Source organism: Paenibacillus faecalis, assembly GCF_900289175.1.
In the GTDB taxonomy this organism is placed as follows: domain Bacteria; phylum Bacillota; class Bacilli; order Paenibacillales; family Paenibacillaceae; genus Paenibacillus_AQ; species Paenibacillus_AQ faecalis.
The window spans coordinates 3,407,774-3,429,104 of sequence record NZ_LT985747.1 but is presented as its reverse complement, the minus strand read 5'-3'; the positions used below and the strand labels follow the sequence as shown (position 1 = coordinate 3,429,104).

20 protein-coding genes are annotated in these 21,331 nt (G+C 45.1%); 9 read left to right on the top strand and 11 right to left on the bottom strand.

The genetic code is table 11. The annotated features are described in order from the left end of the window. The first annotated feature begins 11 nt into the window (after positions 1 to 11). From C8268_RS16245 to ald, 3 genes are all read left to right on the top strand, one after another. The gene (locus tag C8268_RS16245; protein ID WP_106768637.1) at positions 12 to 2,042 is read left to right on the top strand and encodes a chemotaxis protein CheA; all 2,031 of its coding nucleotides are present in this window, start codon (positions 12 to 14) and stop codon (positions 2,040 to 2,042) included. Between the two features lie 16 nt (positions 2,043 to 2,058). Beyond that, positions 2,059 to 3,123: a protein-glutamate methylesterase/protein-glutamine glutaminase gene (locus C8268_RS16240; RefSeq protein ID WP_106768636.1), complete on the top strand. Its 1,065-nt coding sequence runs from the start codon at positions 2,059 to 2,061 to the stop codon at positions 3,121 to 3,123. 253 nt (positions 3,124 to 3,376) lie between these two features. Continuing rightward, positions 3,377 to 4,510 (top strand): alanine dehydrogenase, encoded by a 1,134-nt coding sequence (gene ald / locus C8268_RS16235; protein WP_106768635.1) that lies wholly within the window; start codon positions 3,377 to 3,379, stop codon positions 4,508 to 4,510. A gap of 110 nt (positions 4,511 to 4,620) precedes the next feature. Here the strand turns inward: ald and C8268_RS16230 are convergent, their stop codons facing one another. Further along, entirely contained in the window at positions 4,621 to 5,190 is a 570-nt protein-coding gene (locus tag C8268_RS16230) for an SLOG family protein (RefSeq protein WP_106768634.1), read from the bottom strand. 192 nt (positions 5,191 to 5,382) lie between these two features. On the opposite strand from C8268_RS16230, the gene C8268_RS16225 reads away from it, so the two are divergent. Then, a complete protein-coding gene (locus C8268_RS16225; protein ID WP_106768633.1) occupies positions 5,383 to 6,282 on the top strand; it encodes a DUF6612 family protein in 900 nt (299 codons plus the stop codon). 383 nt (positions 6,283 to 6,665) lie between these two features. Continuing rightward, positions 6,666 to 7,172 (top strand): mismatch-specific DNA-glycosylase, encoded by a 507-nt coding sequence (locus C8268_RS16220; protein ID WP_106768632.1) that lies wholly within the window; start codon positions 6,666 to 6,668, stop codon positions 7,170 to 7,172. 125 nt (positions 7,173 to 7,297) lie between these two features. Here C8268_RS16220 and C8268_RS16215 read toward each other — a convergent pair whose 3' ends face one another. Further along, a complete protein-coding gene (locus C8268_RS16215; protein ID WP_106768631.1) occupies positions 7,298 to 8,149 on the bottom strand; it encodes a 1,4-dihydroxy-6-naphtoate synthase in 852 nt (283 codons plus the stop codon). After that, positions 8,146 to 8,802, bottom strand: coding sequence for a futalosine hydrolase (locus C8268_RS16210; protein WP_106768630.1), 657 nt, complete (start codon positions 8,800 to 8,802; stop codon positions 8,146 to 8,148). The genes C8268_RS16215 and C8268_RS16210 overlap by 4 nt, the downstream gene beginning before the upstream one ends. Positions 8,803 to 9,268: 466 nt before the next feature. Here C8268_RS16210 and C8268_RS16205 point away from each other — a divergent pair, with 466 nt between their 5' ends. Then, the gene (locus tag C8268_RS16205; protein WP_106768629.1) at positions 9,269 to 9,847 is read left to right on the top strand and encodes a TetR/AcrR family transcriptional regulator; all 579 of its coding nucleotides are present in this window, start codon (positions 9,269 to 9,271) and stop codon (positions 9,845 to 9,847) included. On the opposite strand, the gene C8268_RS16200 is transcribed toward C8268_RS16205, so the two are convergent. Further along, positions 9,848 to 10,450 (bottom strand): M15 family metallopeptidase, encoded by a 603-nt coding sequence (locus tag C8268_RS16200; protein WP_106768628.1) that lies wholly within the window; start codon positions 10,448 to 10,450, stop codon positions 9,848 to 9,850. 208 nt (positions 10,451 to 10,658) lie between these two features. Between C8268_RS16200 and C8268_RS16195 the strand changes: the two genes are divergently transcribed. Together C8268_RS16195 and C8268_RS16190 are read left to right on the top strand one after the other, a co-directional pair. Continuing rightward, a complete protein-coding gene (locus C8268_RS16195; RefSeq protein ID WP_158702746.1) occupies positions 10,659 to 11,024 on the top strand; it encodes a hypothetical protein in 366 nt (121 codons plus the stop codon). Between the two features lie 247 nt (positions 11,025 to 11,271). Further along, a complete protein-coding gene (locus C8268_RS16190) occupies positions 11,272 to 11,799 on the top strand; it encodes a hypothetical protein (protein ID WP_106768626.1) in 528 nt (175 codons plus the stop codon). Positions 11,800 to 11,846: 47 nt separating this feature from the next. Here C8268_RS16190 and C8268_RS16185 read toward each other — a convergent pair whose 3' ends face one another. The 6 genes from C8268_RS16185 to C8268_RS16160 all read right to left on the bottom strand — a co-directional run bounded on the left by C8268_RS16185 (position 11,847) and on the right by C8268_RS16160 (position 18,008). Next, entirely contained in the window at positions 11,847 to 13,034 is a 1,188-nt protein-coding gene (locus C8268_RS16185; protein WP_106768625.1) for a MalY/PatB family protein, read from the bottom strand. A 24-nt stretch (positions 13,035 to 13,058) separates the two neighbouring features. After that, positions 13,059 to 13,982, bottom strand: a complete 924-nt coding sequence (locus C8268_RS16180) for an AEC family transporter (RefSeq protein WP_106768624.1) — start codon at positions 13,980 to 13,982, stop codon at positions 13,059 to 13,061. Positions 13,983 to 14,129: 147 nt separating this feature from the next. Beyond that, positions 14,130 to 14,828 carry a peptidylprolyl isomerase gene (locus C8268_RS16175; RefSeq protein WP_420094282.1) on the bottom strand — a complete coding sequence of 233 codons (699 nt, stop codon included), beginning with the start codon at positions 14,826 to 14,828 and terminating at the stop codon, positions 14,130 to 14,132. 301 nt (positions 14,829 to 15,129) lie between these two features. Continuing rightward, positions 15,130 to 15,579: a hypothetical protein gene (locus tag C8268_RS16170; protein WP_106768622.1), complete on the bottom strand. Its 450-nt coding sequence runs from the start codon at positions 15,577 to 15,579 to the stop codon at positions 15,130 to 15,132. 235 nt (positions 15,580 to 15,814) lie between these two features. Beyond that, positions 15,815 to 16,528 (bottom strand): aspartate/glutamate racemase family protein, encoded by a 714-nt coding sequence (locus C8268_RS16165; protein ID WP_106768621.1) that lies wholly within the window; start codon positions 16,526 to 16,528, stop codon positions 15,815 to 15,817. A gap of 10 nt (positions 16,529 to 16,538) precedes the next feature. Beyond that, positions 16,539 to 18,008, bottom strand: a complete 1,470-nt coding sequence (locus tag C8268_RS16160; RefSeq protein WP_199794862.1) for a UDP-N-acetylmuramoyl-L-alanyl-D-glutamate--2,6-diaminopimelate ligase — start codon at positions 18,006 to 18,008, stop codon at positions 16,539 to 16,541. A 508-nt stretch (positions 18,009 to 18,516) separates the two neighbouring features. Here C8268_RS16160 and C8268_RS16150 point away from each other — a divergent pair. Continuing rightward, positions 18,517 to 20,451: a sensor histidine kinase gene (locus C8268_RS16150; RefSeq protein WP_106768620.1), complete on the top strand. Its 1,935-nt coding sequence runs from the start codon at positions 18,517 to 18,519 to the stop codon at positions 20,449 to 20,451. Between the two features lie 49 nt (positions 20,452 to 20,500). On the opposite strand, the gene C8268_RS16145 is transcribed toward C8268_RS16150, so the two are convergent. After that, positions 20,501 to 21,268 carry a DeoR/GlpR family DNA-binding transcription regulator gene (locus tag C8268_RS16145; protein ID WP_337441795.1) on the bottom strand — a complete coding sequence of 256 codons (768 nt, stop codon included), beginning with the start codon at positions 21,266 to 21,268 and terminating at the stop codon, positions 20,501 to 20,503. Positions 21,269 to 21,331 lie beyond the last annotated feature (63 nt).

Below are 21,331 nucleotides of genomic sequence, written 5' to 3'. Positions count from 1 at the left end.
GAGGGGAGGGTATGCTGTCCGAATACAAAGAAATTTTTATGGAAGAGCTTGATGAGCAGCTTCAGCTGATGGATGATGAAATATTAAAGCTGGAGAAAGAAGGAAGTCATGGTGATGCAGTGCAAAGCTTGTTCCGTGCAGCCCATACGTTAAAGGGATCTTCTGCCGCAATGGGCCTTGATACGATGAAAGAGCTGACCCATGAGATGGAGCATCTGCTCGATCAGGTTAGAAGTCATAAAATATCGGTTTCAGCCCCGTTAATTGATCTGTTGTTTCAGGCTCTGGACAATTTAAAGCTTTTGAAGCTGGAGATTACGGAAGGTGAAGACATTCTGACAGACATATCCGGATGTGTACACGACCTCAAGCACTTTGCATACGCTCAGGAAGAGGGGAAGACGGAAACTGCGTGGAAACCACAGCCTTTTGCGAAACCGCAGATTCGTATGGACATCAGGTTAAGGATAACGGAATGTCTGGAGCAGAACCTTCAGGTGAACTGGATTTCTCTGCGAATATCGCCGTCCTGCTTCATCAAAGGGGCAAGAGCGTATGTTATTCAAATGGCTCTGGCGGAATGGGGAGATATTTTATATGCCTCGCCAGAGCCAGGCAGTTTGGATGAGCAAAATGAAGAGGAAGTGGAGCTGCTTTTTCTTCATGCTGGTGTTTATGATGAGAAACAGCTGTTTATTTTGGCGTCAGAACTTATGGATGTAGAGAATGTTGTTGTTGAGCCTGTCCGGGCTGAGGAATTTACGATTCTGCCGTCTTCTGCTCCTGTCCTTGATAAGAGATTGGAAACGCCGGAAGCGTCTTTGTCTGCAAAAGCCAAACCTCAGACCATTCGGGTCAGCGTTGAGCGCTTGGAGCACTTAATGAATCTTGTTGGTGAGCTTGTGATCGATCAGACACGGATTCAGCAGGTTGAGCAAATACAGAGAAGACGATTTACCGATGATTCCGTAACGGAGCTGGCTCATATTTCTGATCATCTGTCTCGTATTATCGGTGATTTGCAGGATAGCGTCATGAAGGCAAGAATGCTGCCAATCGAGCAGCTGTTTAACCGATTTCCACGTATGGTCAGGGATTTGAGCCGGAATTTGGGGAAAAACATCAATTTGGTAATTGAAGGAAGAGATACCGAGCTTGATCGTACGTTAATCGAAGAGATCAGCGATCCGCTTATCCATCTTATACGCAATGCGGTCGATCATGGCGTTGAAACACCGAGTGATCGGATCGCCGCAGGCAAGCCCCCGACAGGTCAGTTGTTGATTCGGGCCGCGCATGAAGATAATCAGGTTGTGATTTACATAAAGGATGATGGGGCTGGAATCGATTCGGATAAGATGAAGTCCTCTGCCGTAAGAAAGGGACTTCTCACAGCGGAAGAAGCAGAGGCTCTAAGCAAGAGGGAGGCCGTGGATCTTATATTCCGCCCTGGATTTTCAACTGCCAGTGCTGTAAGCGATGTATCTGGACGCGGAGTGGGAATGGATATCGTAAGAAGTCATATCGAGAAGTTGAACGGAATGATCGATATTGATACGGAGCTGGGAGCAGGTACGCAGTTTAAGATCAAGCTTCCGCTTACACTTGCTATCATTGAAGGCCTTCTCGTAAAGATTTCCGGTCAAACCTTTATTATCCCGATGAGCAACATTGCTGAAATTGTAAGACTGAAGACAGAGGAGCTTGTGACAATCCAGGGGCAGTCGGTTCTATTGCTTCGTAATCAGGTTATTCCTGTATCCAGGGCGCATGAGTATTTTAATCTGGAAGGCCCAAAACAGCCTAAGAGCCAGCTTTCACTTGTTATTGTCGGGTCGGCAGAAAAGCGCTTAGCCCTGGTTGTTGATGAGCTTATCGGAAATCAGGAGATTGTGATCAAATCACTTGGCTCTTTTATTGGCAAGGTGGAAGGTGTCGCCGGCGGTACTATTCTTGGCGACGGCAGCGTAGCTCTCATTATGGAGATATCGACATTGTTTAATTTGTTTGGTGAAGTGGATAAGGCAAAGAAGTTAAAATAAAGGAAGATAACTTTGTATGGGAGTTATAAAAGTATTGGTTGTGGATGATTCACTCTTTATGCGTAATTTGATTGTTCGTTTGATAAAAGAAGACGATTCCATTGAAGTGATCGGGACCGCGCGAAATGGAGTCGAGGCTGTTCAGATGGTCAAGGACCTCCGTCCCGATGTTGTAACCATGGATGTTGAAATGCCGGAAATGAACGGTATGAAAGCATTGGAATGCATTATGGATGAGCTTCCGACCAGAGTTATCATGCTTAGTGCATTCACACAGGAAGGGGCCGAGATTACGATCTCGGCACTTCAGAGTGGGGCGGTAGATTTTATCTCTAAACCTTTTTTAACGGAAATGTCCGATGTTGGAGAAGTGAAAAAGGAACTGGTAAGCAAAATTAAGTCAGCAGCGCGAACCTCTCTTTCTACGCTCATCGCTGCAAGAAACCGTCTGAATCCGGTTGTGCATCAACCTGTAATAAGTAAAAAATCAGGGCCGAAGGATTTTAAGGAGATCGTGGCTGTTGGCACTTCCACAGGGGGACCCAAAGCATTACAGACTTTTCTGAGCGGACTTCCTGCACAGTTTCCTTCCCCTGTATTCGTTGTCCAGCATATGCCTCCGAAATTTACGTTATCGCTTGCGCAGAGACTGAATCAATTATGTCAGATTTCGGTCGTGGAAGCATATAACAATCAATTAGTGCGAGGTGGAACCGTATATATTGCCCCTGGGGGTTACCATATGAATGTAGTAAAGAAACAGGGGGAATACCGTATTGCTTTGCATCAGGAGTCTCAAGTAAATGGCCATCGGCCATCGGTGGACGTGCTTTTCCATTCTGTGTCTAAGCTAGTAGATGTAAAGCGACATTTCGTACTTATGACAGGCATGGGGAGTGATGGAGCCAGAGGAATGGCTCATGCGAAACGCCATGGTGCAACGTCTACCATCGCAGAGTGCGAGGAGACCTGTGTCGTATTTGGTATGCCCAGGGCAGCGATCAGGTTGAACTGTGTGGATCATGTACTGCCGGTTACTGCCATTGCTGCTAAGCTGAAACAATTGATATGTTCTTCCTAGAACCTTTTTGAACTTGAAGAAACGCCGTTGTCCTTTAAATCAGGATGATTAAGGCGTTTCTTTTGTTCAAATTAAAAAAAGTATAAGCTTGGTATGATCCATTAATCTTAAATAATTTCAAATTTTAGAAGATTTCTGAAATTAGGGGTGTTTGTGATCTGCCTTTCGGTAGTATAATGGTAGGGAATTGCCTAAAAGTGGGTAAAAAGCTGCTAAAGGAAATTAATTTTAACGCTGTGGGGGGCTGAAGTCAATGATCATTGGGGTTCCTAAAGAAATTAAAAACAATGAACACCGAGTGGGAATGACGCCAGGTACGGTAATAAGCTACAAAAATGCGGGGCACGAAGTTTGGGTAGAAACTGGGGCAGGTGTCGGGATCGGATTTACCGATGATGATTATATTCGATCTGGTGCCAAAATCGTCCCCACTGCCAAAGAAGCGTGGACGGTAGATATGGTGGTGAAAGTGAAGGAGCCGCTGCCGGAGGAATACGCATACTTTAGGGAAGGATTGATATTGTATACTTATCTGCATCTGGCTCCCGAAGCGGAATTGACTAAGGCGTTGATTGACTCAAAGGTAACGGCGATCGCTTATGAGACGATACAACTGGAAGATGGAAGTCTTCCGCTGCTTACACCGATGAGCGAGGTTGCGGGCAGAATGTCTATCCAAATCGGCTCCCACTTTCTGGAGAAGGCTCATGGTGGAAAAGGAGTTCTTCTCAGTGGTGTACCGGGTGTAGCACCGGGAAAGGTCGTGGTGTTAGGTGGAGGGATTGTTGGAACCAACGCTGCAAGAGTCGCTCTTGGAATGGGGGCGGAAGTAAGCATTCTAGACATTAACCCGATCCGTCTTCGTCAGCTGGATGACCAGTTTCAGGGGCGGATCAAGACGATCATCTCGGACTCGTTTCATATTGCAGAAACGGTGAAAGATGCAGATCTCGTTGTAGGAGCTGTCCTCATACCTGGAGCGCGGGCCCCTCGGCTGGTCACAGAGGAAATGGTAAAAGAAATGAGTCCGGGTTCAGTCATTGTCGATGTGGCCATTGACCAGGGAGGATCGATAGAAACGATCGACCGGATTACGACACATGATAATCCGACTTACGAGAAGTTCGGCGTTATTCATTATGCTGTTCCCAATATACCCGGTGCAGTGGCGCGTACATCTACAATTGCTTTAACCAATGCGACGACGCCTTACGGTCTTAGAATAGCAAATCAAGGGATTCACCAGGCATCAGCTGCTAACCGAGCTATAGCCAAAGGAATCAATATAATCGGCGGGAAGGTAACGTATCAGGCGGTGGCCGAAGCTCACGGATATGACTATACCCATATTGACAATTATTGGGCAGACCTTGAAAGGGCAGATTAGGCTTATCACAAGCCAGTTGAAAAAGGCAACCTGATGATCAATTATACGAAGAGGGGTGACAGGTTTATTGATCTGTCACCCCTTTTGCCTGTAAAGCCATTCCCCGTTTTTTAGAAATCATCATAAAATATGTGCTCGTTCATTGCCTCATCCACAGCGGTTTGAATATCCTCTGAACCGATACAAATATAATGATAATCCTCTTCCATATGCTTTTTTAGTGCACGCTGCTTTACAAACTTTGGGCTGGCTTCTCCCGAATCCTCATCATAAACGAGCAAAATTCCGTCGGTTTTTCGAAATAATAGTTCGTCTCTGGCTTTAAACTGCCAGCTTCCCTGATAAGATTCTTTGCTGACAGCGGCGTAGTAGTCTACCCCCCGAAGGATTTGCATGTAATACTCTTTTTTGTCGTCACTCCATTGCTCTTCCGGATGAGCATAAGCGGTAATAATGGAGCATTTCAGCTGCGGGTACTGCTGCTTTAATGCGATAGCCGTTTCACATGCCCACAGGTCTATCCCGTACTGGCCTGGTGTAATCACCCATTCCAGCCCTTCCTCAATTAAAGGAACCAGCTTCGATTCAATCGCTTTTTTTATATATGGAATTCCTTTGTGCTTAAGATTGTAAATGCCGAGCTCATGAGCCCGGTAACCTGTAATCAGGAGATTTTTCATTTAGATAGCACATCCCTTGATGATCATTCATTGTTTATTAAGTGTACCCGCTCTGCTCGTGGCAAGGCAAGAAGTCATCTGACAAACAAACATAAAATAATAAAATTTGAAATAAATTAAATGGATGGTGTTACACTTTTTTCTATATTGGGTAATAACGAAGGAATACATAATTTTTAGGAGGAATTTCTTTTGAAAAAATGGACAGTGGCATTATTCAGTGTAATTTTGGCAGCGGGGATAACTGCTTGTAGTACTGAAAAGGGGGCGAATGATGGTAATGCAACACCGCCCGCAGAACAGGGAAGCGGCCAGACGAAAGAGACACCGTCAGATGCGCCTAAGGAACAAGCGCTTCCTACGGTTGAGGAATTGATTACGAAATCAGCAGAGGCCAGCCAAAAGATGAAGAGCTTCTCTATGGACACGGTTATTAAACAAAACATTGTAATCGGTGAAGGCGAGAGCAAGCAGGAACAAAACATCAATATGTCCATGAAAGTGGATGCGACCATGAAACCAATGGAAATGTACCAGGAAATGCAAATGGAGGTTCCGGGCCAAGGAAAGCAGGACATCAAGCAATACGTTACCCAGAAGGGAGTATATACCTCAATGGGTGATGAGTGGTTCCAGCTGCCTGAAGAACATGTGAAAGATATTAAGGCTAGTATGGAGATGACAACAGAAGGTCCGGAGAAACAGTTGGAGCAGTTTAAGTCAATCGCCCAAGATACGAAGGTGAGTGAGGAAGGCGACTTATATATTCTGAACGCAGACGTTTCCGGTGATAACTTGAAGGAGCTGGCGAAATCCTACATGAGTCAAACCGGTGGAACGGATGATCAAACGGCTGCGATGATCGAGCAGATGGATATAAAGAGCATGAAAATCGTTCATGGTGTGAATAAGGAAACCTATCTGCCGGCAAAGTCGGAAGTTGAGATGGTGATGAGCATGGGTGAGGCTGAGCAGAGTGTTTCCGTAGATATGAAGATGAATAGCACGTTCTCCAAGCATAATGAAATCGAGAAGATAGAAGTTCCGAAAGAAGCACAGGAGGGTGCGAAAAGTCTGGACGACGCGAAATAGGCAAAAGGATATCATAACTTAGCCATGCATGCCTTTAGGCAAAGTTGTAAGAGGCTGTCCCAAAAGTAGCTCTACTCACTAGACGAGACACTCACTTAATGAGTAAATTATGCAAAAAATAAAGAAATGGCGGTGCCAAGGAGGTTATCCCTGCGCCGCCATTTCTGCTTTTTGGTCTATTGCTGCCTTCTTGAAGCAATTCTGGAAAAGCGGTCGCGGTCGCCTTTGTTCCCGATATATCTTCCTTGTAAAATGAATTCAGGATATTCGGGGGCAAGAGCGATTGGAGGAATGCTTCGTTCCGATAGCAAGAAGTAACAAACCATGATATGAAATATGGAGCGTCGTTTCGAATCAGTCATTTTCTAAAGGAGGTGGGATAAGTGAACGAGGTTAAGGATCATCTTGATTACGGACTCGCCGTTCTTTTCATTGGGTTTAACCCGAGTTTGCGTTCGGGTGAAGTAGGCCATCATTATGCGAATCCCCGCAACAATTTTTGGCGTATATTGTATCGTTCCGGACTTACTCCACGACAATATGACGCATCTGAAGACAGCGATTTGTTAAAGCTGGGATATGGCTTTACAAATATTGTGGCCAGACCAACCCGGGGAGCTGAGGATATCAGACGGGAAGAATATGAGCAGGGGCGTGAAATTTTACGATCCAAGCTTGAAAAATACCGTCCTCGCGTTGCGTGTTTCGTTGGTAAAGGGGTCTATACAGAGTTCAGCCGAAGAACACGGGTTCAATGGGGGTTTCAGCCTGAGTCTGTTGTGGACGGAGTGCTTGATTTTGTCGCACCCTCTTCCAGTGGTCTGGTTCGTATGCCGATGGATGAAATTGTACACATATACCGGCAGCTTGGCGATTTTATACAGAATTGAAGGATACGTAAGAATGATGCCAGAGTGTTGACGGTAGGACTAACGGATGGAAATTAAGAGGAACGCCTAAGTTCATGATGAACCTTGACGTTCCTCTTTGTATTGATAAAACCGTTTACGCTTGTCTATCGCAGCTTGGCAAGGTCTATTTCCGGAACAAGCCCTTCGTCTGCAGCACGGCCTAACAGTGCCGCTACAGCAGCATATCCATCCTCCCCAAGGTTGGCGGTAAAGGGGTTTACATACAATTCAATATGCGCTTTGGCTACCGCTTCCTCCATCTCCTGTGCGTGGCTCATGACGTAGTCTCGGGAAGCCTCTGGATGGGCCCAGGCGTATTCGACCGAGGCGCGTGTCCATGTTGCAATCTGATCCAGTTGAAGTGATCGGTGTGCGATGATGGCGCCGAGAGGAATCGGCAGGCCGGTGTCCGTTTCCCACCAGCTTCCGAGATCTGTTATCAGATTTAGACCATAAGAAGGATAGGTAAAGCGAGCTTCGTGTATGACAAGCCCTGCATCCACTTTTCCATCACGGACCGCAGGCATGATTTTCTCAAACGGCATAACGATTATTTTGCCGATTCCGCCAGGAACATTCTGCGCTGCCCATAGACGGAAGAGCAAGTAGGCGGTAGAGCGTTCACTCGGAACCGCTACGGTGCGCCCTGATAGAAAAGCTGGATCAGCCGGATCTGAAGCGCTGGGCGTTCCGGCTCTCAGAAGAAGCGGGCCGCAACCGCGTCCAAGCGCTCCCCCGCAAGGGATAAGTGCGTATTCATCAAGCACCCATGGCAAGGCGGCATATGATATTTTCAAAATGTCATGTTTGTTCGTACCTGATTCGGCAGCCCAATAGTTCGTGATGTTGATGTCGGCATAAGATACATCCAGCCGAGGGGCCCCTGGAATCAGGTGATGTACCCAGGCGTGGAATACAAAAGTGTCGTTCGGACACGGTGAAAAAGCAATCTTCATGACAGCACCCCCGATAGTTGTGAGATAGCAGTTTCCAACGCTTGCAGCGCTTGGGGAATTTTCCATGCATCGCGGTTTCGCGGACCTACTATATTCGATACAGCGCGAATTTCCAGCACAGGCAGTCCGCAATCATGAGCGGCTTGTGCTACGCCGAACCCTTCCATTGCTTCGGCAGCTGCCCCAGGGACGCGTGCTGCGAGTGCATCGGCTGTTGCTTGTGTTCCCGTAGTCGTTGATACACTAAGAATTGGACCAGATAAGGCAATCAGCCCCGCCGCTTGAAATGCTTCAGTGATCTGTCTCATCAGCTTAGGCGGCGTTTGAATATAGGCAGAGCCGAACCCGAGCTGATCTACGCTGAGGAAGCCTTCCTGCGTTTCAGAGCCAAGATCGGCAGCAATAATACTGCTGGCAACCACCACGGAACCGACAGGAGCTTGTCCTGAAAATCCACCGCCAATGCCTGCACTAATGACCAATTTATACTGACCTGATCCCAAAGCTCTGGCTGTACTCGCTGCCGCCGCTGCAGGTCCGACACCCGCTGTTATGACTTCATAGCGGTCTTCACCGTTTAGACCGCGAAGTACGGCCTCTTTTTCTGCGGCAACGGCTGTGACGATCAGAATTTTTTTCACAGATTCATTCATAGCATACTCTCCCTTGTAACGGTGTTAATCCTACCGTACTAACTTAACGTTATATGGTTACGGTCTTTTTGTAAAGGAAAGGAAGAATATATATTGTACCAGTGTCTTGCCAGCGGCCTGTTTGATGAATAATGATATCTTTGTCGGCTGTATTTTTTCATTCTATATAGATTGAACTAAACAAAGGTACTACTTCAACGAAAGAAGTCGGAATTATTCTGGAGAAACGTCAGTGTTCGCCTAAAAGCTTTCCGCAGGAAAGCTCGCTTCGAAAGCGTAATCTGTCCCCGGATTTCAACGATTGTATAAATCCTTCAGAGAAATCTGGGGGCAAGAGCGATCGGAAGAATAATCCGAATTCGTAGTGATGCTTAGGCTAGGATCATTAGTTCAATATAGCAAGGGTATGGAGCATGAAGTATAATGAATGAATACACATCCAGATAGAGACGGAGGTTCGAGAGCTTTGAGAAAAAAGGGTGCCAACGGGCAAAAGAGCAGAGCAAGATTGTTAACGGTTGCAGCCAATGAATTTGCGCGGTCTGGTTATCATAAAACAAAAATTAGCACCATTGTTTCCCGGGCAGGACTGACTCAGCCATCGTTTTATTTGTATTTTGATAGTAAAGAAGCTGTGTTTAATGAACTGATGCAAACGTTTCGTTCCCGGTTGAAAGAACTCATTGCAGACAGCCGTCTGGAGGCCGGAATTAGACGTGAAGATGTGCCGGGCCGGATTAGAGCCGTTCTAAAAGGTTTGTTCGATTTTCTAAAGAAAGATCCGGATTTGACCCGGATCGGTTTTTACATTGGTCAGGAATCCGGTGAGGTCAAGAAAGAACTTGCCATGATGATTGCACAGAATTTGAAGGCTGAGCAAAACGATGGGTATTTTCATCAAGACATCAATATGACGATTGTGGCGGAGTGCCTGGTAGGAACGATTGAGCGGCTGACCTCGCATCAGCTGTTGACAGGTCAATGCACGTCAGAAGAATTGGCCCATCAAGTCGTCCATTTATATATGTTTGGAATTACGGCTTAATTATTCGGAAGCCTTTAAATGCTCGTCTGATTCTATCGGAGGCCGCTTTCCGCGCTTAAGTTCTTTGATTGTGAGACCGAAATCCATCTGAAGGTGGGGATAATCCGGGAAGTTGGTCCAGTCGCCGCCCCACTGAAATCCAAGGTCTTTGGCAACTGCGACGACCTCCATCCAGTCTGATTTACCATTTCCATTGCCGTCATATTCCAAATCCCAGATGACACTGCCGTCATTCAGCCGGAGTGCAAAATCGATAGCCAGGCCATAATTATGCATAGATTCACCCGCTCTGGCATTGGTAACGATATCTCCTTTCGCACTTCTTCCTTGCTTATACAAACGCTCCTGTTCTTCATTACTTCGATAACCATCTGTAATTATAATTTTGATTCCAAGCTCTCTTGTCTGTGCGACAAGTTTATTTTTCTGGTCAAGTACAACGGGGTGTATGCCGGTAATCGAAGGGGCATCTTCTATATCTGGATCGGATATAAAGTTATCAATAGTCGTCGATAGCTGCATATATAAAATGGCTAGTAGTATCGCAATGATTATAAAAGTTGTCTTTTTTTTACGCTTGACTCTTGTCTTCACTTTTGCCATATCGTTTCTTTTCTCTACCTACTTTCAGCATTTATATTAATAACGATTATATCGGCTATTTAGTCTTTATTCTATAATTTCCATTTTCCAATCCCTATTATATTAAACTATGGCATAAAGCCTCTTTTTTCGTTTAGATGATAGATATCCAAACCGTTCTTCTATGAATGCCATAAGATAGACTATCAAAAGAAGGAGGTTGATGGAATTGTCAATAGTAAAGTTTTCGACAGGTCCAGTAGAAAATGCCATTAATGTTACAACGCTGCCGGGAGAATCCAGAACGTTTTTTGTAAAAGCGGTGAATAACGGTCGCACAAGTGCCAGAGTTCAAATTAGATTGTTCCGGTTGAATGGAGAAAAAGTGTTGGTTGCAACCAGAACATTTACTCTCGCTCCAGGCTCGTCTGCATTCCGTGTATTGAACGTTGCCCAGCTGGCTCAATTCGAAGTCCAGATCAGAACCAACAGCAGACATGTACTTGTATCCGGATGGGGCAAAAACGCTGCTGGCCGAATCGTTGCCGCTCATCGTTACACGCCAGAAGAACTGGCTAAATCCGTAGTACGCTAAATGTTCGTAACCTCCAGCCTATACTCACTATAGTAGCTCCTTTGTGCAAATACCCCAGTTCGTTCTCAGCGAACTCGGGGTATTTTTTTGTAAAAATGGCCGGGCTATCGGGATTTCACGGATCTCATCAAAAACGGCCCATTTGCTTTGTTTGCAGGGAAGGTAAAGTGGATGGTGTATATAAATGGAATGTTTTCTGCATCCTAAACAGACAATAGGCAGAAGTTGTGAAAGGGGAAATTTTTATATGGAAAATGTTCAATTGATTGCACATAAATTAAACCAGGTATCGATGCTGCTCACTCAAATGCAGCAGAGCGGACAATATGATCAGCTAGCCGCTGTTTTAAATGATTTAAGTCAGATGGATGCGGAACTGCAAACGGTTCAAACTCAAATTACACCTGAAACGTCAGCACATTTGAGACAAGATTTCGTCAACTGCCGCATGATGCTTCATGACATGATGAAGATGGTGTTGGAAATCCGTTCGGATACGGCCCAGCGGTATCGCGAGGTTTTGGGCGATCAGAAAGTATCGTTTGAGCAAATGAATGAGTCGGAGCAGCAAAATGTATATCCTGAAGCATACCAGTACAGACAGGTGTTTAAACAGATGGATGATGTAAGCAGCCGCCTTCATCAGCTGAACGGTATAATCATGGATGCTGGTTACCAAGCCGGACGCGATCAACAGAAGGATGGTGCAGAGATATACGGAGACACCATTCAGGATGAATTGACATCGAAGCCGGATTCGACGGGCTGGTTTTGATTAAGTTTGAATCCAAAAACAAAAAGGGACCCGAAAGGTCCCTGTGATCAGTTTGTTTCCTTGCGCCATTCAGTTATGGCTGCGTGAAGACGAGACATGGCTTCTTCCGCTGTTGCGCGGGTGCATGCCATGTTCATTCGCATAAAGCCTTCGGCATTCGTGCCGAAAGAACTGCCTCTGTTCATTCCAATTTTGGCTTTCTGAACGAGGAAGCGGTTCAGCTCCTCATCGCTCATTCCTAGCCCACGAAAATCGATCCAGAGAAGGTATGTGGCTTGTGGAAGCTTTACCTTTATCTCAGGTATATGTTGTTGAATATAGCTTTGAACGTACTCCATATTTCCACGAACATAGGTTAACAAAGCATCAAGCCATTCTCCGCCTTCACGGTAAGCCGATTCTGTCGCAACGGCACCGAGTGGAGTTATCGTTCCGAGTGCATAACGTTTGAGCACTTTATGAAATCTACGGCGCAGCGTATCGTTTGCAATGATGATGTTGGCCGTGTTGAGCCCGGCGATATTAAAGGTTTTGCTGGCCGCCGTACAGATGAAAGAACGCATTGCTGCATCTTCTGAGAGGGAGGCAAATGGTATGTGTGATCCTGGCTCGTAAATCAAATCGGCATGGATTTCGTCTGATACAACAAGGACATCGTATTGTTCACATAAAGAAGCAATGCGGGAAAGCTCAGCTTGAGTCCATACTCTTCCAATCGGATTATGGGGGCTGCATAAAATGATGATTTTCGCCCGCTCGTTAGACAAGCTTCGTTCAAGGTCCTCAAAATCGATTTCGTAATCGCCCTGTTCATTCAGGATCAGTGGATTTTGTACAAGTTCTCGTCCATGATCCTTCACAACGTTGTAGAAGGGAGGATAGACGGGGGTTTGAATGATGACCTGGTCTTCCGGTTCTGTAAATACTTCTACAATCAGACTTAACGCTGGCACGACGCCAGGGCAATACTGAATCCATTCCGGTTGGATGTTCCAGCTGTGACGCTGCTGCATCCAGTTTATGATTGCTTCTTGGTATGATTCGGTTTGAAGTGTATAACCGAATACACCGTGCTTGACACGGGTATGCAGAGCCTCGATAACAGCAGGCGGAACTGCAAAATCCATATCTGCGACCCACATCGGAAGAACATCATCTGCTCCGAATTGACCCAGGGTATAATCCCATTTTACAGAAGCGGTACGGGTACGATTAACAGGTAAGTCAAAATTCATACGATTTCCTCCTAACGTGTATAATTATGCGATAACCTTGGCCAAAGATATTAAGCCTGTAATTGTAATAACATTCAGGATCGTTGACAGGAGCACGGTCTGTGCCGCAAAATCAGGTTCATTCTGATACTCTTCCGCAAGGATCGATGTATTTACTCCGACGGGCATCCCGGAAGCGATAATGAGGGCCTGAGCGGGAATTCCTTCGAGACCGAGAGCAAGTACGATGAGTATTCCGATTGTCGGAGCGGCAAGCAATCGCAGCGCTACGCTGAGATACACCTCGAATCTGCGTAATCTGAGCGGATATTTAATAATTTGAGCACCTAGCGTAAGCAAAGAAATGGCGACAAGAGATTGGTCAGCATACGTCAGCGGTTGAGACACAAAAACAGGCAAAGGAACCGCAAAAGCATGCAGCAGCAGTCCCAATACAAGCGCGTAAGGTACCGGCATTTTTAGAAAGCCGATGATGGCGTGCCGATACAAGCCTTCACTTTTTGCCCCCTGGATGGAAATGACACCATAGGTGAAGGTAAGGAGACTTTGAAGGGACATGATTAATGCTTGTATCGAACCGGCCAAGGAGTCGCCTTTAAACACAAGATCATTGATCGGCAGGCCGTAGTTTCCTGCATTGTCCAAGATCAGGCTGTTTGTAAATGCAGCTTTCAACCCTCGGCTGAATTTACAGCGTTTGGCGGTCAAACTTCCTATAATATAAAGAGCAGTTACATAGATCGTATAAAATAATGTGACGGTTCCAAGTAATTTGGGTGACATGTCAGATTCATACATACTCATGAATACAGCAGCAGGTGTGATGTAATAGAAGTTGATTTTGGCCAGTGTATATAGATCAAGCTTAAAAGCTCGCTGCATTAAAATGCCGATTCCGATCAGGACAAAAATAGGCAGGACTACTTCCAGAATAATGTCAGTTATCATGTTGTTCATCTTCTTTCTTTTCTAAAAACATATGGAAGGAAGTACCCAGTCATTATATCATGCCGCTGTTGTTTTCACACGGTTGAAAAAGTAAAAGCCGTCTTATTCCGGTGAGGAACAGGCGGCTTCACACTTTATTATGGACGTTTACTTCTTTTCAGGTTCGGGATAATCTTTGCCTAACGTATCAACCGTTACTTTTTTTATTATTGGAAGGGAATCTTGGGGACGGTTGCTTCTATCTGTTCGCAGGGCGGCGATTTCATCGACAACATCCATGCCCTCTGTTACTTTCCCGAACGCAGCATATTGACCGTTCAGATGAGGGGAATCGGCGTGTACGATGAAGAACTGGGAGCCTGCGGAATCAGGGGATTTGGTTCTGGCCATCGATACAACTCCGCGTGTATGTTCCAGGTCGTTCTGGAATCCGTTAGCGGTGAATTCGCCAGCAATGCTGTAACCCGGACCTCCTGTTCCATCTCCATCTGGGTCCCCGCCTTGGATCATAAAGCCGGACATGATGCGGTGAAAGCCTGTCCCATCATAAAATCCCTGTTCAATTAAAGAGATAAAGTTGTTCACTGTATTTGGAGCGATTTCGGGATATAGCTCAAGTGTGATCTTTTTGCCGCTATCCATCTCAATGGTGACGATCGGGTGGCTTGCATTTGGATCGGGAAGAACTTTTTCCTCGGCAGCCGGTTCTTCAGCCGGTGCGGGTGTGCTTGCATTGCTGTTGTTATTTGTGTCTCTTGTTTCGTCCGAGCCGCAGCCGGCTAAGATGACCAGCAAAGTCATCATGGACAGAAGAAGGGTCCATAATTTGTGCTTAGGTTTCATTATAAGTTACCCCCTAAAGTGTAGTCCTGTTGTATCTTAACACATGTCTTGTTATACAGACAAAACAACAGCAAGAAAAGCGCTTTTGTCATCCTGCATAAGGATTGAAAGCGCTTTTTCAAGTAGACTATTTTACTCGAAAGGGTGCCCTCTACTTTGTTAAGGGGGAACAAAATCCGTGAAGGACTCTTACCCTTTCCTGGATTCGGTGGAAGGCTTGGCCGCTAGGGAACGTTGTCCGGATTCCAACGAGCGTACTTCGGCGGGGCGGGTGACCCGCCTTCAAATTGGGTATTGTCCTGAATTAAAAATCTTCAGGCAGCTTTCGGTCGTTCTCATCATCGACACCGCCAACACCATTCAGCAGATCGATACCATGCTGGTCGGTATCTTGAGCAGCAGGATCGACAGGGCTGTCCATCTGGATTTCATCGGCATCAGGTACATTTTCCAGCGGAGTTTCGTCTGTGCTTTCATGGTCTTCTGCAAATGCCGCATCATAGACCGGATATCCATGAGGATATGTCTCATTGGCATCTTTGCCGAGAGGAGGTGTTGCGTCTGCAGGGCCAGCTTCATTTTGGCTGAATCCGCTGTGATCAGCATCTTCACTGCTCAAACTTTGGCTCGTCGTCGTGCCTACATCTTTACGATCGTCCTCGGGTATATCGGTCATGGGGTCCAAGGGGTCCATTTTTTCATATTGTTTATGAACAAGATCACCGTACGAATTCCGATTTAATTCATCTCGCATATTGCACATCTCCTTTCAGTGTCCAGAGCTTCAAGCTTCTTATATTTGAAAATTACCCGCCTAAAGCGAAATGAATCCTATGCTTATTGTTGAAACATCCCCCCAAAATTATTCGAAAGCCATAGGGGGCTCACTTGCTAAATAGCAAGCTTCGGGCTATGAAGCAAAAAAATCCCTCTTTTCTTCGGGATGTCCTTGAAAAGAGGGTTCGATCTACTGATGAACATAGGATTGTTTATTTGGTCGCTAACTTTTTCCCTGATAATGTTATCGAGCGATTCACAAGCACTTCCATGGCATCGATGGAGCATTCTTTGTAGAAAGCACTTAACTCAATGCAAGATAATTCGGTACATGCCAGTATCACGCAGTGGCAGTGCTCTTCATAAACCAGTTGATGAATTAGAGCTTCCAGCTTGCCGGGGTCTACGTTATTCTGTCCCTTAACGTCGTTATAAATGATGTCCATCACTTTATTTTGAAGTGAAGGAGCCGGTTCATATAGCTTCATGCCGTACTTTTCACAGCTGTCATGGTAGATACCGCTGCTGATTGTACCATTTGTTGCCAGGAGAGCGATCTTGCTGCCATCTCCATAACGTCTGTGAAGCTCCTGTACCGTCTCATCCACCATGTTAATGATGTTCACGGAGGTCATCTGCTGCATGTCTTCATAGAAATAATGAGATGTGTTGCACGGAATGGCGATGTTCGCAACACCAGCCTGTTCCAGCAGTTTAAGATCGTTCGCCACAGCGTTAAGGAACCATTCATGACGTTCTTCCAGGATGACTTCAGTTCGATCCGGCAAAGTGGCGTGGTTCAAAATAAGTATGTCGATATGGTCCTGATCACGTTCGGCCGCTGTATTTTCAATGATTCTTTCAAAAAAGACCGAGGTCGCCTTTGGTCCCATACCGCCAATGATGCCTAATTTTTTATTATCCATAGTTTAACAACTACCTTTTTATAAATTCATTCACAATCTCAGCTTCATTAAAAGGAATTTCGGTTTTTCCGATAATCTGTGTAGTTTCGTGACCTTTCCCCGTGATCAGAATGATGTCGTCTTTCTGTCTGATCGAGAGCGCATATTCGATCGCTTCTTTGCGGTCAACGATCGCTTTGTACGAGCCTCCAGCGGCTTCCATTGAAGCGACAATTTCTGTAATAATTACATCGGGGTCCTGATCCTTGGGATTATCCGACGTAACGATAGACAAATCGGCATGTTTGGCGGCGACTTTTCCCATGGAGCTGCGTTTGTCACGGCCAAGTTCGCCTGCAGCGGCATACACGCCAAATACGAGAATGATGCGGCCTTTGGCATAGGGACGGAGGGTTAACAATGCTTTTTCAAGGCTGTCTTCCGTGTGTGCAAAGTCCACAATGACCAGGTTGCTCTTGTCCTTGTACACAACTTCCATACGGCCCTTTATGCCTTCTACCGCTTGAATTCCTTCCTTGATTACTTCCAGATCAATTCCGCTACAGTAGGCGCAAGCAATGGCAGCGAGGCTGTTAAGCACATAGATTTCGCCGGGGAGATTTACTTTGATCTCGATGCTTCCCGCCGGGGTATGCGCATTGTAAATGGTTGAATCTATGGAATAGCGAATGTTCGAGGCGTATACATCAGCTTTATGGTTAATTCCATATGTAATAAGCTTCGACTTATAATGCTTAACTTTGTCTATCAACCTTCTGCCGTACGGATCATCTGCATTGATGATATTGTAATCGGATGTGAGCTGAAACAGCTGAGATTTGGCTTCAAAATACTCTTCCATGCTGTTGTGAAGCTCCAGATGATCTGGCGTCAGATTAGTAAAGATCCCTGTGTGAAAACGGCTGTATGCCACTCGTTTAAGATTTAATGCATGGGAGGAAACCTCCATGACACAGTGACTGATATCCGAACTGACCATATCTGCAAATATTTGCTGAAGATACAGTGATTCCGGAGTCGTGTTCTTGTTTTTTTTCAGCTGATCGCCGATCATCGTTCCGATCGTACCAATAACCCCCACTTGCTTGCCGGCTTTTTCCAAAATTGATTTCATAAAATAGCTGATCGAGGTTTTACCGTTTGTGCCTGTAATGCCGATCATATTTAGTTGATCTGTTGGCTTGCCGTAGAAGTTAGCCGACAGGAGCGCAAGCGCGTCGCGGGTATCCCGAACTTTGAGTACCGTGACGGCATGATCTATTTGCACGTCTTTTTCGACTACAATTACTGTAGCTCCTTGATGAACAGCTTTAGGTATAAAACTATGGCCATCTACGGTGAAACCCGATATCGCAACAAAGACGCACTTGGGTGTGACTTCCCTGGAATCGAAGGCGACTGCGTCTACATCCAAATCCAGATCCAGATCACCTTGCACGAGATCAAACTCGAGGTCTTTCACAATGGAAGTTAATCGCAAGGGAAACAGCTCCTTTCCATGGCTTATCTTCTAAATATTTTCTTGAGTATTTTTCCGCCGATCATCGACGTATAAGCAATGTTTCTTCCTTATAATGCGAAAGAGATTACTCTTTCCGAAGTATACTTTGACTGAGCTCCATAAGCGTGTTTATTAGAATAGTCAACAGCGACTGTATGAATTCCATGAATCCCCAAGGAGCGAATCGTACTTAAACCAATATAATAGTTGCAGCCTAAAATTACCGCCTTGTTATTCATAAGAAGCACATTCTGGTACAGAAAATATTAGAGCATATCAACTAATAATAATACTTCCTCATTAGATAGATTACAAATAGATTTGTATCATTGGGAGATTTTGTTCAGGTCTGCTACACCTTGATTTCCGCTCGAAATTAAAGAACAGCACAGCCAATTCATGATATATTGATAAGAGTGTGTTATATGGAATTGATACAAACTGGTAAATTGCTTTAATTACGAATAGGGGTAGAGGTGCTAACCGAATGAAGGCTGTGCCTAAATATTTCGATGTTTGCATGAAAGCTGTACTATTGACAGTACTTTTTCTATTATCGATCCCGCATACTGCTGACGGACGTGAGGCAAGAACGTTAATTTCGGATTGGCAGATTAGATGGGACTTACAAAGACCGGCAGCCATATCCCCGGCTCAGGTGAAACATAATATGGATTGGGTCAATATAGACCAACCGGCAGTTCTGACCAAGCCCGAAAATGCTGAATCTGTATGGTTTCGGGTAACTCTTCCGGAAAATGTATGGAACGATCCGACTCTTCTCCTCGATCAGATCGAGGGGCAGAACGTTCTGGCTTTCGTGGATGAGAAGCTTGTTTATGAATCCCGACGTGATTATTTGTATACGATGCATCGTGTGTTTCTTCCAGTTCAGCAGGAGGATATGGGGAAGAATCTATACATTTGGATTGAGACACCAAAAGATTTCGTTGGGGTTATAGGCAACCTCCAAATTGGAGAATATGAGGATTTGCGGGGAGACTTCATCCTGAGGGATCTGGGTGACTTTGTGATGGGAAGCACCTTTCTTTTTATCGCCATTGTCATGTTTTTCAGCTGTTTCTTTTTGCCGAAACCATCCAGGTCATCTTGGCTTTCACTCGGTATGGTCATTGGCTCTTGCGGAGTTATTCTTATTACATACTCACCGTTTTTGTATACGTTCTATGAAGAGTATGGAAATATATGGTTCACATTGTTTGATGTAGCACTGTATATTCTTCTTCCGGCATTAATCTTTTATTTTCAAAAAATATATGGCCCAGGCCCGTTTGGTTTGATTCGACATTGGACCAATTTTCAATTCATCTACTCGGCAATTTGTTTTATATTTCTGATTATCAATCAGCTGAACGATAACCAGTTTTATAAAGCGTATTATTTTGTTTCGTCACGATTGCTAGGCGTTATTATGATCTTGCAGATGTTGTTTCTGGCAGGAATGACGGTGGCTTATATGCTGAAACGGAAGAAGGAGGCATATATTTTTTCAATTGGTTTCAGTGTGCAGACCGCCGCAGTATTAGGAGATTTGATAACTTTTTATGTGAAAAAAGGCAACCACCATTTATTTTTATGGAAATGGGGCGTACTTGCATTCGTCGTTTCTCTTATCGTTATACTCGGTCAGAGATTTGTTCGCAGCCATGAGAAGCTGATTAAATATTCAAAGGAACTGGAGCTGTTTAATAACGAGCTGCAGCGTTCCGAGAAGATGGAGATTATCAGTGAGCTTGCTGCTTCCGTTGCCCATGAAGTCCGTAATCCGCTTCAGGTAACCCGAGGGTTCATGCAACTTCTGGAAGAGAAGTCGAGAGCGGATCAACAAGAATATTTAAATTTGGCTCTTGAAGAACTGGACCGTGCTTCAGCGATCATTACCGATTTTCTCACTTTTGCCAAACCAGAGCTGGAGCAGGTGACGGAGCTGAACCTGTCTGATGAACTTCGCCATGTTACCGGAATCTTATCGCCACTGGCTAATATAGGCGGAGGCACGATCAGCCTTGAGGTGCCCGAGTCCATTTACATTCTAGGCAATTCGTCCAAGTTCAAGCAGGCGATGATCAATCTTGTCAAGAACAGCATCGAAGCGCTTGATGGAGAGGGAACTGTCAAGATATGGGCTTGCACGGACAAGGAACAAGCTGTCATTCGTGTTCGGGATAACGGAATCGGGATGGATATGAATGAGATTTCCCGTCTTGGTGAACCTTATTTCTCGAACAAAACTAAAGGAACCGGCCTTGGATTAATGGTGACTTTCCGCATCATCGAAGCGATGAAGGGAAGCATTCACTTTATAAGCCGAAAGGGAATTGGCACGGAAGTTACGATTAAGATCCCTGCATCGACACATGCTAAGGAGAAGTGCCCATCAGAACATAAAAATAGAGAATAAGAGGTCGTCCCCATAGCGGTTTTCTCGCATCTTAGGGACGGCTTCTTTACTATTCATAAATCACTTCAATGTGATGCTCAGCAAATAAATTAAGCCATACTTCTGATGGTTTCGTATTCGTAATCAGGTAGTCGATCACATTCCAATCTGCGAGCTTTACAAATGCTTTTCTATCAAACTTGGTATGGTCAGCAAGAAGGATGATTCTCTCTGCTTGCTTGATCATCAGCTTCTTGAGCTCGCACTCAATCTCATTGGAGTCCATAATACCGCTTCCGATGGCCAAAGCCTTGCAGCTAATAATTGCGGTATCCGCATTGTACTTTTGCACCGTTTCCTGTGCTGTAGGTCCGATCAGTGACAAGGATTGGGGACGTAATGAGCCGCCCGTTGAAATAACATTGTAATGTGAAATAACGGGCTCAAGCAGGATGTTAACAGAACTGGTGATGATCGTTAGTTCTTTCTTATTGCCCAGCATCTTAATAAACTCCATGGCGGTAGTACTCGGATCGACCATTAGTGTCTCGCCGTCATTGATCAATTTAATGGCCTTCAGTGCAATATCTCGTTTTATATCTATATTTGTAGCATGGCGTGTAGTAAACGGTACATCCTCATTAATATGACGATTCAGCATCGCCCCTCCATAAGTACGGGTAACGACACCTTCTCGCTCCAGCTTCTCCAGATCACGTCTTATGGTTTCCTCTGTAACCTTAAACTGCTTGCTAAGCTCGGCAACTAGCACTTTGTTATTCAGATGAACCATTTCAACGATCTGATTACGTCTCTCTACGGCTAACAATGCTTTCACCCCAAATGCAATTATCTTTGTTTCACAGATTATTCTACCATAAAAACGACATAAATAATACAA

Bases quoted from the DNA above. Each gene is read 5' to 3' on its own strand.
- C8268_RS16185 (WP_106768625.1), bottom strand. From the start codon at position 13,034: ATGAATTTTGACTTACCTGTTAATCGTACCCGTACCGCTTCTGTAAAA.
- C8268_RS16240 (WP_106768636.1), top strand. From the start codon at position 2,059: ATGGGAGTTATAAAAGTATTGGTTGTGGATGATTCACTCTTTATGCGT.
- C8268_RS16150 (WP_106768620.1), top strand. From the start codon at position 18,517: ATGAAGGCTGTGCCTAAATATTTCGATGTTTGCATGAAAGCTGTACTA.
- C8268_RS16200 (WP_106768628.1), bottom strand. From the start codon at position 10,450: ATGGCAAAAGTGAAGACAAGAGTCAAGCGTAAAAAAAAGACAACTTTT.
- C8268_RS16170 (WP_106768622.1), bottom strand. From the start codon at position 15,579: ATGCGAGATGAATTAAATCGGAATTCGTACGGTGATCTTGTTCATAAA.
- C8268_RS16180 (WP_106768624.1), bottom strand. From the start codon at position 13,982: ATGATAACTGACATTATTCTGGAAGTAGTCCTGCCTATTTTTGTCCTG.
- C8268_RS16210 (WP_106768630.1), bottom strand. From the start codon at position 8,802: ATGAATGAATCTGTGAAAAAAATTCTGATCGTCACAGCCGTTGCCGCA.
- C8268_RS16165 (WP_106768621.1), bottom strand. From the start codon at position 16,528: ATGGATAATAAAAAATTAGGCATCATTGGCGGTATGGGACCAAAGGCG.
- C8268_RS16230 (WP_106768634.1), bottom strand. From the start codon at position 5,190: ATGAAAAATCTCCTGATTACAGGTTACCGGGCTCATGAGCTCGGCATT.
- C8268_RS16190 (WP_106768626.1), top strand. From the start codon at position 11,272: ATGGAAAATGTTCAATTGATTGCACATAAATTAAACCAGGTATCGATG.
- ald (WP_106768635.1), top strand. From the start codon at position 3,377: ATGATCATTGGGGTTCCTAAAGAAATTAAAAACAATGAACACCGAGTG.
- C8268_RS16215 (WP_106768631.1), bottom strand. From the start codon at position 8,149: ATGAAGATTGCTTTTTCACCGTGTCCGAACGACACTTTTGTATTCCAC.
- C8268_RS16245 (WP_106768637.1), top strand. From the start codon at position 12: ATGCTGTCCGAATACAAAGAAATTTTTATGGAAGAGCTTGATGAGCAG.